The organism is Herbaspirillum frisingense GSF30 (assembly GCF_000300975.2).
In the GTDB taxonomy this organism is placed as follows: domain Bacteria; phylum Pseudomonadota; class Gammaproteobacteria; order Burkholderiales; family Burkholderiaceae_D; genus Herbaspirillum; species Herbaspirillum frisingense.
Genome location: NZ_AEEC02000067.1, coordinates 1 through 11,188, shown reverse-complemented (window position 1 = coordinate 11,188; position 11,188 = coordinate 1). Strand labels below are relative to the sequence as shown.

Below are 11,188 nucleotides of genomic sequence, written 5' to 3'. Positions count from 1 at the left end.
AGCAAGGTGAGCGCTCCGCCGAGGAAGGCGGCAAGATAGAGGGCATGATGTACAGGCCGGCAAGGGCGGTGTGATGGGCGACCCGTGCATGAGACCGCGCCGGTGTATCTGTCATGTGTAGGCCAGGGTCGGCTTGTGTATCCCTGCGTGTCCGCCGACGGCGCGGCTACACGGGCTTACAATTCTCGCCAACAGCGGCAGGCTGGTAGGCTCGCGGCCTCTCAATCCGGTTGGCGGGTGGTTTTGTCGTCGTCTGTGTCCGGCATACGGCCGGATACATTGAGGTACAAATCTCCCGCTGGCAGCCCTTGCAGGGGAGGCTTGCAAGACGTAAAAGACAGGGTCGCGCACTTTCACTCGAGCTAGTTCCGCCTCCGGCCGGCTGCAAGCTCAAAGCTGAAAGCGACAACACTGAACACAACAAGGGAAGGGCAGTCAGGTGGAACACATCGATCACATCCTCATCGTCGACGACGACCGCGACATCCGCGAACTGGTGGCCGACTACCTGAAAAAGAACGGTTTGCGCGTGGACGTGGCTGCCGATGGTCGACAGATGCGCGCCTTCGTCGCCAGTAACGCCGTGGACCTGATCGTGCTGGACATCATGATGCCCGGCGACGATGGCCTGGTCCTGTGTCGCGAGCTGCGCGCCGGCAAGCACAAGGCCACCCCCATCATCATGCTCACCGCCCGTTCGGAGGAGACCGATCGCGTGGTCGGCCTGGAAATGGGCGCTGACGATTACCTGGCCAAGCCTTTCGCCGCCCGCGAACTGCTGGCGCGCATCAAGTCGGTGCTGCGCCGGACCCGCATGCTGCCGCCCAATCTGCAGGTCAGTGAAGCCGGCCGGCTGCTGCGCTTCGGTCCCTGGCGGCTGGATACCTCGGAGCGCCACCTGCTGGCGCCCGATGGCATGGTGGTCACCCTCAGCGGCGCCGAATACCGCCTGCTGCGGGTGTTCGTCGATCACCCGCAGCGGGTGCTCAATCGCGACCAGCTGCTGAGCCTGACCCAGGGGCGCGAAGCCGAGATCTTCGACCGTTCCATCGACCTCCTGGTCAGCCGGCTGCGCCAGCGGCTGGACGATGACGCGCGCGAACCGCGCTACATCAAGACCATCCGCAGCGAGGGCTATGTGTTCTCGATGCCGGTCGAGATCGAGGAAGCCCGCCCGTGACCACGCGTTCAGCTGATGCCGGCGTACCCAGGCGCGTGCTGCGCATGCCCCGCACCCTGGGGGCACGCCTGTTCCTGATCTTCCTGGCGGCGTTGGCGCTGGCCCATATCCTGTCCTTCGCCGTGCTGTTTCTGGAGCGCTATACCGCAGCGCGCGCGGTCATGCTCGATACGCTGGAAAACGACGTGGCCACCTCGGTCGCCATTCTCGATCGCCTGCCCGCCGCCGAACGGCCGCAGTGGCTGGCGCCGCTGCAGCGTGATACCTATGGCTATGTCATTGGCGAAGGTCGCGCCGGGGTCCCCGAACTGTCGCCCCGGGCGCAGCAGATCGCTGCGCGCATCCGGGCCGCACTAGGTGGCCGCTATCCCTTCACGATGCAGACCGTTCCCGGTCCGCGTGAACATCTGCAGGCGCATCTGCGCCTGTCCGATGGCAGCGCACTGACGGTGGATCTGCATCCGGTCATGAAGCCGCTCACCCAGTGGCTGCCCTACGTGCTGGTGGCGCAATTGCTGCTGCTGGTGTTGTGCAGCTGGTTCGCGGTGCGACTGGCCTTGCGTCCGCTGGCCGACCTCGCCGCCGCTGCCGACCGCCTCGACCTGGGCCGTCCGGGCCCGCCCCTGCAGGAGGACGGTCCGGCTGAAGTCGCCCACGCTGCGACTGCCTTCAACGCCATGCGCGAGCGCATCGCCGATCACCTGCAGGAACGCATGCAGATCCTGGCGGCGGTCTCGCACGACCTGCAGACGCCGCTGACGCGCATGCGGCTGCGTGCCGAGATGGCCGATCCCGGCAGCGAGCGCGACAAGCTGCTCAACGACCTGGCCGAAATCCAGCGTCTGGTGCAGGAGGGCATCGCCTATGCGCGCAGTGCCCACGGCAACGACGAGGCCGCCGTGCGCATCGACCTGGCCTCGTTCCTGGAGAGCATGGTCTTCGATTATCAGGACAGCGGCCAATCGGTGACGCTGGCCGGCACCCTGCCCACGCTGGCCCTGATCACCCGTAGCCATGCGCTGCGTCGCATCCTCACCAACCTGATCGACAATGCGCTCAAGTTCGGTGGGGCCGCCGAGGTGCAAGCCAGTATCCTGCCCGCCGGGCAGTTGCGCATCGCAGTGCGCGACCATGGCCCGGGTATCCCCGAGGACCAGCTGGAGGCGGTATTCCAGCCCTTTGTCCGCCTGGAAGGCTCGCGCAACCGCAGCACCGGCGGCACCGGTCTGGGTCTGGCCATCGCCCGCCAGCTGGCGCTGGCCCTGCAGGGCAGTCTGGTGCTACGCAACCGGTCGGATGTGCCGCAGGGGCTGGAGGCGGAACTGGTGATCAGTTCCCTGTCCTGAATCGGCGAGGACCTGGGCCGGTGGCTGTTGGCTGTTGGTTGCTGGTTGCTGGCGCAGGATTGCGTATCCCAATGTATCCGGCGTGGCCGCCGCTACACCGGCTTGCAAAACCAGGCTTGGCCGTACACAAGGGCGATACATCGGCGCGGCATTCTCCTTCATGTCCCATCCACATGAACGGAGAACCCGATGACACAGGAAATCAATCTTCAACGCCGCCGCCTGTTCGGTGCCGCCGCGGCCACCGCCGGCACTGCCATGGCCGCGCAACTGGGCCTGTCGGCCACGGCGTGGGCGCAGTCGCCCGGCCTCGATGAGGGCGCCCTCGGCAAGGTGATGCCGGGCGTGCACACTTCCTTCGGCCAGATCAGGCAGGTGCAGGCCGGCCTGCTCGATGTCGGCTACGCCGATGTCGGTCCGGCCGATGGCCCTGTCGTGATCCTGCTGCATGGCTGGCCCTACGACATCCATAGTTTCGTCGACGTGGCCCCGGCCCTGGCGGCGGCCGGTTATCGCGTACTGGTCCCTTACCTGCGTGGCTACGGCAGTACCCGCTTCCTGTCGGCGTCGACCGTGCGCAATGGCCAGCAGGCGGTCGTGGCACTGGACATCATTGCGTTCATGGATGCACTCAACATTGATCGCGCCATCTTCGGCGCCTTCGACTGGGGTGCGCGCACCGCCTGCATCATCGCCGCCCAGTGGCCGCAGCGCGTCAAGGCGCTGGTCTCGGTGAGCGGCTACCTGATGACCAATGTCGATGCCGGCCGCCAACCGCTGCCGCCGCAAGCCGAGCTGGACTGGTGGTACCAGTTCTACCTGGCCACCGATCGCGGCGTGGCCGGCTATGAAAAGTACCGCAAGGCTTTCAACCGACTGATCTGGCAGACGGCCTCGCCGCGCTGGCATTTTGACGACGCTACCTATGCCCGCAGCGCCGCCGCGTTCGACAATCCGGACCATGTCGCCATCGTGGTGCACAACTACCGCTGGCGTCTGGGCCTGGCACCGGGCCAGACGCAGTACGACGCGCTGGAGCAGCGCCTGGGCAGCTTCCCCGTGATCACGGTGCCCACCATCACCCTGGAAGGGGACGCCAACGGCGCCCCGCACCTCGACCCGGCGCTCTATCGCAAGCGCTTCGCCGGGCCGTATGCGCACCACACCTTGACCGGCGGCATCGGCCACAACCTGCCGCAGGAAGCTCCGCGCGAGTTTGCGCTGGCCGTCGTCGAGGCCGATCGCTTGTCGGCCTGATCGCTGGCCTCATCCCAACATCCAGATAAAAGGAAACATCATGCAACGTAGTCTCAACAAAAAAATAGCCTTCGTTACCGGAGGTTCGCGCGGCATCGGCGCGGCCGTTGTTCGCAAGTTGGCGCGCCAGGGCGCGGTGGTCGCATTGACCTTTGCGGGTAGTCATGACAAGGCCAGTGCATTGGTTGCCGAGATTCATGCCGCAGGCGGCCGGGCGCTGGCGATCCAGGCCGACAGTGGTGACCCGGCGGCGCTGCAGGCCGCCATTGCGCAGGTCGCCTCCGAGTTCGGACGCATCGACATTCTGGTCAATAGCGCCGGGCTGTTGCTGCGTGGGGAAGTGGAAGACTTCGCGCTGGAAGATTTCAACCGCATGTTCGAAGTCAATGTGCGCGCAGCATTTGTCGCGGTTCAGGCCACCTTGCCGCACATGGCCGCTGGTTCGGCCATCGTGTTGATAGGCAGCGTGGTGGCCGAACGCGCCGGCTTCCCTGGCAGTGCGGTGTATGCGATGACCAAGGGAGCGCTGGCATCACTGACTCGCGGACTGGCGCGCGACCTGGGGCCTCGTGGTATTACGGTGAGCAATGTGCAGCCGGGGCCGACCGTGACAGATATGAGTCGGGGCGGCGAACCGGAGATGGCCGCCTTGCTGACACCGATGATGCCCATTGGTCGCCTTGGACAGCCGGAGGAAATCGCCGATTTTGTAGCCTTCCTGGTATCGGAGGAGGGGCGCCTCATCACCGGCGCCAGTCTCACTATTGACGGCGGTTTCCTGGCCTGAACCTGATCCCCTCCGAAACCTCGCTTTCAATACAGCGTCTGCGAAGACTCATGCACCAGCTGTGCATACAGCTGATGGCGCAGGCCGGCGATCTCGCCGGCCTGTACTGCTTCCAGCACGGCGCAGCCGGGTTCGTTGAGGTGATGGCAGTTGTAGAAGCGGCACTTGCCCAGGTAGGGCGTGAAGTCACGGAAGGCGCGTTCCAGCATGCCTTCGGAGAGCCGGTACAGGCCGAATTCCTGGAAGCCCGGGGAGTCGATGATGCTGGCCCCGCCCTCCATCTGGTACAGGCGGGTAAAGGTGGTGGTGTGCTTGCCGGTGTCGAGCGCGGCCGAGATTTCGCGGGTGGCGATGTCGGCGTCCGGCACGATCAGGTTGATGATGGAGGACTTGCCCATGCCGGACTGGCCGATCAGGATGGTGCTCTTGCCGGCCAGCAGCGGCATGAAGGCCGCGCGGGTCTCGTCCGGGTGGGCCTTGGCCGAAACCTCGTGCACCGGATAACCCAGGCGCGCATAGACCTGCAGGCGTTCGCGGGTCTTCGGCAGGGCCTCGGTGATGTCGGTCTTGTTCAGGATCAGGTGGGCTGACACGCCCGCCGATTCGGCCGCCACCAGCGCGCGCGAGACCAGGTCATCGGTAAAGCTGGGCTCGGTCGCCACCACGATGAACAGCTGATCCACATTGGCCGCCAGCAGCTTGGACTTGTACTGGTCGGAGCGGTACAGCAGGGTCTTGCGCTCGTCGATGGCCTCGATCACGCCCTGGTCCGGCGAAGTGCGCGCCAGGCGGATGTGGTCACCGACGGAGACGTCGCTCTTCTTGCCACGGGTGACGCAATGCAGTTTCTGTTCCCCTGCCTGCACAAGATAATGCCGCCCGTGGGCGGCGATCACCAGACCGGATTCCAGGTCGGCCTTGGCAGCCGGCCCGGCGCCGCGTGCTGCGGCTTGCTTGCGGCCAGCCATCAGGCGTTGGCGCGCTGGGCGAAGATGGCGTCGACCTTGGCCGCGCAGACGAAGTCGTTGGCCGAGAGACCGCCACGGCCGTCGTTGACGCTATGGGTATCGAAACGCACGCTGCAGCGGTTGTAGCTCACGCCCAGGTCGGGGTGATGGTCTTCGGCATGGATCACCCAGGCAATCGCATTGACGAAGGCCAGGGTCTCGTAATAGTTGGCGAAGGCGAAGCTGCGCGTCAGCTTGCCGCCTTCGATCTTCCATTCGGGCAGGGCGGCCAGGTGGCTGGCGAGGGCGGCGTCATCCAGGGCCTCGATGGGCTGGACGCAACGGGAAGCGGCGAGGGTGCTTGCGGTAATGCTCATGGGGTTCTCCAACGGTCAGGAAGCTGCATGCCCCTGACCTGTATGCAATGAAAGAAATCAGTGATTGCCAGCCGGCGCAGGTGCTGCCATGGCGCCATGCAGGTGCCGGATGCGCAGCGATGCCGGCGGATGCGAATCGTAGAAGGCCGAGTGCAGCGGGTCGGGGGTGAGCGTGGAGGCGTTGTCCTCATACAGCTTGACCAGCGCCGAGACCAGGTCCTGGGCATGGGTATGCTGGGCGGCAAAGGCATCGGCCTCGAACTCGTGCTTGCGCGAGGACAGCGACGACAGCGGCGAGAGCAGGAAAGTGAAGATCGGCAGCACCAGCATGAACAGGATCAGCGCCATCGCATCGTTGCTGCCCAGCAGCAGCGGGTCCACGCCCAGCCCGGTATAGAACCAGGCCTGGCCCTTCAGGTAGCCCAGCAGGGCCAGCAGCGCCAGCGACATGGCAAACATCACCACTACCCGCTTGACGATGTGCTTGAGCTTGAAATGGCCCAGTTCGTGAGCCAGCACGGCCTCGATCTCGTGCGGGGCCAGGCGCGCCAGCAGCGTATCGAAGAAGACGATGCGCTTGCCCGAGCCGAAGCCCGAGAAATACGCATTGCCATGCGCGCTGCGCTTGGAACCATCCATCACGAACAAGCCCTTGGAAGCGAAGCCCACGCGCTGCATCAGACCCTCGATGCGGCTGCGCAGGCTGTCGTCTTCCAGCGCGGTGAACTTGTTGAACAGCGGGGCGATGAAGCTGGGATAGATCACCAGCATCAGCAGCTGGAAGGCGCACAGCACCACCCAGGTGTAGAACCACCACAGCGCGCCGGCCTTGTCCATCAGCGTCAACACCACCCACAGCAATGGCAGGCCGATCACCGCGCCCACCAGGCTCTGCTTGATCATGTCGCTGAAGAACAGGGCGCGGCTCATCTTGTTGAAGCCGAAACCGGCTTCCAGACGGAACTGGCGGTAGTAGTCGAAGGGCAGGTCGACCAGGCCGGAGATGATGCCGAAGCCGGCCACCAGCGCGATCTGGTAGAGCATCCCGGGACCGCCGGTCCAGCCCAGCAGCAGGCTGGACAGCCACTGCAGTCCGCCCAGCAGGGTGAAGCCGATCAGCACCGCCGCATTGACCAGCAAGGTCACCAGTCCGAACTTGGTGCGCGCGACCGTGTAGTCGGCCGCCTTCTGGTGGGCCGACAGGGGAATCTTCTCGGCGAACTCGGGCGGCACGGCGGCGCGATGCGCGATCACATGGCGGATGTGGCGCGACGCCAGCCAGAACCGCACCCCCAGGCTGATCCCCAGGAACACGATGAACAAAACGGAAAACGAAAGTGAAGACATGCGTACCCTGTGCGAAAATATGAAGATTCGTATCGAAATTCGTCAAGAAGTTCGTATCGAAGTTCGTAGCCCGACTCAACTGCTCGCCGCCGCACTGTTGGCAAGACATCGAGTCATGACGCCCGGCGTGTGCCGGGCGAGCGAACCAGGCAATGGAACCATGCAGCAGATGGGGCCAGATCCCCATCCCGTCAATAAGGAAGAATTATGTCACAAGCCCCCGCCGCGCCCGTCCGGCCCAATGAAATGAACCTGATCTGGGTCGATATGGAAATGACCGGACTGGACCCGGACAAGGATCGCATCATCGAAGTGGCCGTGGTGGTTACCGATGCAGAACTGAACATCCTGGGCGAAGGCCCGGTGCTGGCCGTCCATCAGTCCGACGAGCTGCTGGACGGCATGGATGCCTGGAACAAGGGAACCCACGGCCGCTCGGGCCTGATCGACCGCGTCAAGGCTTCCACCGTCACCGAAGCCGATGCCGAGCAGCAGATCATCGCCTTCCTGAAGCAATACGTCCCGGCCGGCAAGTCGCCCATGTGTGGCAATTCGATCTGCCAGGATCGCCGCTTCATGGTGCGCGGCATGCCCAAGCTGGAAGAATTCTTCCACTATCGCAACCTGGATGTGTCGACCCTGAAGGAACTGTGCAAGCGCTGGAAGCCGGAAATCGCCACCGGTTTCAAGAAGCGCCAGATGCACACGGCCCTGGCCGATATCCTGGAATCGATCGAAGAGCTCAAGTACTACCGCGAGCACTTCATCAAGGAATGATGCGCAGGGCAGCCATGTTGTCCGCAGTGCAATAAAAAGGCGCGCCGGCTACCCGGTGCGCCTTTTTCGTTATGGGCCGGAAATGCTTGCCCCGGTGACCTTCTGGCTTATTCGGTGCCGTCTGTGCTGCTGTCCGCGCCACAGCATTTCTTGTACTTCTTGCCACTGCCGCAGGGGCAGGGATCGTTGCGACCGGTCTTGGGCGCCTCGCGCTGCACCTGTTCCACGGCCGACTTGCGTTTCGGCGCCCAGTAGCGGTGGATGTGGGGAATGGCGGCCTCGATCTCGATGGCCAGCTTGTGGGTCTTGACCGGGTCATCGATGAGCTTGGTTTCTTCCTCTTCCAGCTCTTCCGAGCCGAGCAGGTAGATCGGGCGCATCAGCGGGGCCAGGTTGGAATGGAAGATTTCGTCCCATTGCTCGGCGCGCAACTGGATCCCTTCCCAGAAGCCCCAGGCCCAGGCCTCGGCGTCCAGCAGCGGCTTGCCTTCATGTTCACGTTCGCAGAACAGGGGCTCGTACTCCTTGGGCGCCACTTCGAAGGTGATGGCGATTTCGTTCATGCTGCGCGCGATCAGGCTGGTGATGCGCTCGGCTTCCTTGCCGTTCTTGAACTTGGGCGTGTCTTCCGGACGGCTGCCCCAGACCCGCGGCAGCCATTCGGCCATCAGCACTTCCTGCGGACCGATGGCCAGCGCCGTCAGGTAGCCGTGCAGGGTGTCCATGGTCATCACATCGTCGGCGCAGCGATCGGAGAGGAGAAAATCGTCGAGTTCGTCGAATTCGGCGTCGGAAAGGGGCTGGTCGAGTTGCATGATGGGTCCGGTTGCTGAAGATTGCTGTTACCAAAGGCAGGAGTGTAAAGGCATTCAGCCAGGGGCGCGAGCATTGTCGGCGTTGGCTGCCGCAATCTGCTGCGGCGCGGGCGCCGTGGACAGTACAATAGCCGGATGAATCAAGCCGCCACTGCTGACATCCCTGACGTCCCCGACGCCACCTCCTTCGCCACGCTCTCGCCCGATACCGTGCTCGATGCCCTCGACGCCCTGGGCCTGTACGGCGACGGCCGCCTGCTGGCATTGAACAGCTATGAAAACCGGGTCTACCAGGTCGGCATGGAAGACGGCCCGCCGCTGGTGGCCAAGTTCTACCGGCCTCTGCGCTGGTCGGATGCGCAAATCCTCGAAGAACATGCATTTTCACAGGAGTTGGCCGACGAAGAGGTCCCGGTAGTGCCGGCCATGCGCCTGGACAGCGGCGCCACCCTGCATCGCCATGCCGGGTTCCGCTTCGCCGTGTTCCAGCGCCATGGCGGCCGCGCCCCTGAGCTAGACGATGCCGACACCCTGGAACGCCTGGGCCGCTTCATCGGCCGCATCCATGCGGTGGGTATGCGCCGTCCCTTCGTCGAGCGCCCCGCGCTGGACCTGGCCAGCTTCGGCCATGAGCCGCGCGACTGGCTGCTGGCGCATGACTTCATCCCCATGGATGTGGCCACCGCCTGGCGCACCACGGTCGAACAGGCCCTGCAGGGCGTGCAACGCTGCTACGACCGCGCGGGCGAGATCCGCAGCCTGCGCCTGCACGGGGATTGCCATGTCGGCAATGTCCTGTGGACCGATGCCGGCCCGCACTTCGTCGATTTCGACGACAGCCGCAGTGGCCCCGCCGTGCAAGATCTGTGGATGCTGCTTTCCGGCGAGCGACGCGAGATGGTCGGGCAACTGGCCGACCTGCTGGCCGGGTATGAAAGTTTCTGCGAATTCGAACCGCGAGAACTGTACCTGATCGAAGCGCTGCGTACGCTGCGGCTGATTCATTATTCCGCCTGGCTGGCGCGCCGCTGGGACGACCCGGCGTTTCCGGCCGCCTTCCCCTGGTTCAACACCCAGCGCTACTGGCAAGACCGCATCCTGGAATTGCGCGAGCAGATCGCGCTGATGGATGAGCCGCCCCTGTGGCCGGTGTGAACCGGCACCGATGAACCGCCCGACCTGTTTCCCCCATCTTCCATGAGCCAATCCCTTACCCGCTGCGGCTGGGTCAACCTTGCCAACCCCCGCTACGTCGAGTACCACGACCACGAGTGGGGTGTTCCCTGCCACGATGAAACCCGACTCTTCGAAATGCTCAACCTGGAAGGCGCCCAGGCCGGGCTGTCCTGGGAGACCGTGCTCAACAAGCGCGAGACCTACCGCGCTGCCTTTGACCAATGGGATGCCGAGAAGATCGCCCGCTACGACGAGCGCAAGGTGGCGCAATTGCTGGCCGACGCCGGCATCGTGCGCAATCGCCTGAAGGTGGCCGCCACCATCGGCAATGCCCGCGCCTACCTCAAGCTGCGCGAGGAAGTGGGCGGGCTCGACCCCTATCTGTGGGGCCAGGTCGATGGCCAGCCCATCGTCAACCGCTGGGCTTCCCTGGCGGACTGCCCGGCCAAGACCCCGCTGTCGGACGCCATTTCCAAGGACCTCGCCAAGCGCGGCTTCAAGTTCGTCGGGTCCACCATCATCTACGCCTATCTGCAGGGCGTGGGCGTGATCAACGACCACGTGCGCGATTGCCATTGCCACGGTCGCTGAGTCGACCTGTACCAAAGGGTGGCATGAAGACGGAATGAGGACGGGCGGCCGTGGTCGGGTTTGGTTTACACTCGCAGCCTGCGGCGGTGCATCAGGACTGCCGGGATAGATTCACGAGGCCGGCTGGCGCCATGCCAGGCCGGTGAAGTATGGGAGTAGCATGATTTTCGTCAAATGGTTTGGCTGGTCGGTCCTCTGGCTGCTGCCGCTGCTGCTGCGCACGGTGGCGCGCGCGCTCGGCCGCAAGTCCATCTTCGGCGGCCGCGGCGCCATCCGCCTTTGGTGTGGCAGCCTGTTGCTGCTGGCCGCCAGCGGCGCGCTGGAAGCGCTGGTGCGCGCACAACTGAGCAACAGTGATGATGGCCCCAGCGGCGACCTGGTCGGCGCGGCCCTGATGGAAGCCCTCGGCGGCAAGATCAGCAAGGGCATCGCTGCCGTGGTCTTGCTGGCGTTGCTGGCGCTGGGCCTGAAGTGGTTGCTCGGTGCCATCTTTGGTCGTAGCGATGCGCAGAGCCGCGACGATCACCCGGAGCTGGACCTGGGACCACCCCGACGCGGCAGCATCGAGAGCGAACGCGTACGCCTGAG

Annotated in this window: 13 protein-coding genes; 9 read left to right on the top strand and 4 right to left on the bottom strand. The window is 64.6% G+C overall.

Translation table 11 applies throughout. The features are described 5' to 3' along the window. The first annotated feature begins 439 nt into the window (after nt 1-439). The 4 genes from HFRIS_RS24115 (at nt 440) to HFRIS_RS24100 (ending at nt 4,570) form a co-directional block, all read left to right on the top strand. Nucleotides 440-1,180 (top strand): response regulator, encoded by a 741-nt coding sequence (locus HFRIS_RS24115; RefSeq protein WP_006465647.1) that lies wholly within the window; start codon nt 440-442, stop codon nt 1,178-1,180. Nucleotides 1,181-1,224: 44 nt separating this feature from the next. Beyond that, nucleotides 1,225-2,526 (top strand): ATP-binding protein, encoded by a 1,302-nt coding sequence (locus HFRIS_RS24110; protein WP_051110969.1) that lies wholly within the window; start codon nt 1,225-1,227, stop codon nt 2,524-2,526. A 189-nt stretch (nt 2,527-2,715) separates the two neighbouring features. Then, a complete protein-coding gene (locus tag HFRIS_RS24105; RefSeq protein ID WP_006465645.1) occupies nt 2,716-3,783 on the top strand; it encodes an alpha/beta fold hydrolase in 1,068 nt (355 codons plus the stop codon). A gap of 40 nt (nt 3,784-3,823) precedes the next feature. Beyond that, nucleotides 3,824-4,570, top strand: coding sequence for a 3-oxoacyl-ACP reductase family protein (locus tag HFRIS_RS24100; RefSeq protein ID WP_006465644.1), 747 nt, complete (start codon nt 3,824-3,826; stop codon nt 4,568-4,570). Nucleotides 4,571-4,596: 26 nt separating this feature from the next. Here the strand turns inward: HFRIS_RS24100 and rsgA are convergent, their stop codons facing one another. The 3 genes from rsgA to HFRIS_RS24085 are packed head-to-tail and all read right to left on the bottom strand — an operon-like array spanning nt 4,597 to nt 7,241. Beyond that, complete coding sequence (rsgA, locus tag HFRIS_RS24095; RefSeq protein ID WP_006465643.1) at nt 4,597-5,538, bottom strand: ribosome small subunit-dependent GTPase A; 942 nt, start codon at nt 5,536-5,538, stop codon at nt 4,597-4,599. Further along, nucleotides 5,538-5,894, bottom strand: a complete 357-nt coding sequence (locus tag HFRIS_RS24090) for a 4a-hydroxytetrahydrobiopterin dehydratase (protein ID WP_006465642.1) — start codon at nt 5,892-5,894, stop codon at nt 5,538-5,540. The genes rsgA and HFRIS_RS24090 overlap by 1 nt, the downstream gene beginning before the upstream one ends. A 57-nt stretch (nt 5,895-5,951) precedes the next feature. Then, a complete protein-coding gene (locus tag HFRIS_RS24085) occupies nt 5,952-7,241 on the bottom strand; it encodes a M48 family metallopeptidase (RefSeq protein ID WP_039877235.1) in 1,290 nt (429 codons plus the stop codon). Here HFRIS_RS24085 and HFRIS_RS25390 point away from each other — a divergent pair. Both HFRIS_RS25390 and orn read left to right on the top strand, forming a co-directional pair. After that, complete coding sequence (locus tag HFRIS_RS25390; RefSeq protein WP_152486759.1) at nt 7,210-7,491, top strand: hypothetical protein; 282 nt, start codon at nt 7,210-7,212, stop codon at nt 7,489-7,491. The two genes, HFRIS_RS24085 and HFRIS_RS25390, sit on opposite strands and share 32 nt — an antisense overlap. Continuing rightward, nucleotides 7,449-8,018, top strand: coding sequence for an oligoribonuclease (orn, locus tag HFRIS_RS24080; protein WP_006465640.1), 570 nt, complete (start codon nt 7,449-7,451; stop codon nt 8,016-8,018). Before HFRIS_RS25390 ends, orn begins: the two co-directional genes overlap by 43 nt. A 107-nt stretch (nt 8,019-8,125) precedes the next feature. Here the strand turns inward: orn and HFRIS_RS24075 are convergent, their stop codons facing one another. Beyond that, complete coding sequence (locus tag HFRIS_RS24075; protein WP_006465639.1) at nt 8,126-8,833, bottom strand: UPF0149 family protein; 708 nt, start codon at nt 8,831-8,833, stop codon at nt 8,126-8,128. Between the two features lie 135 nt (nt 8,834-8,968). Here HFRIS_RS24075 and HFRIS_RS24070 point away from each other — a divergent pair, with 135 nt between their 5' ends. The 3 genes from HFRIS_RS24070 to HFRIS_RS24060 form a co-directional block, all read left to right on the top strand. After that, nucleotides 8,969-9,988: a serine/threonine protein kinase gene (locus tag HFRIS_RS24070; RefSeq protein WP_006465638.1), complete on the top strand. Its 1,020-nt coding sequence runs from the start codon at nt 8,969-8,971 to the stop codon at nt 9,986-9,988. A 42-nt stretch (nt 9,989-10,030) separates the two neighbouring features. Further along, nucleotides 10,031-10,600, top strand: coding sequence for a DNA-3-methyladenine glycosylase I (locus HFRIS_RS24065; protein WP_039877233.1), 570 nt, complete (start codon nt 10,031-10,033; stop codon nt 10,598-10,600). A 160-nt stretch (nt 10,601-10,760) separates the two neighbouring features. Next, nucleotides 10,761-11,188, top strand: a 428-nt coding sequence (locus tag HFRIS_RS24060) for a DNA translocase FtsK 4TM domain-containing protein (RefSeq protein ID WP_006465636.1), incomplete at its 3' end; no start/stop codon positions are given.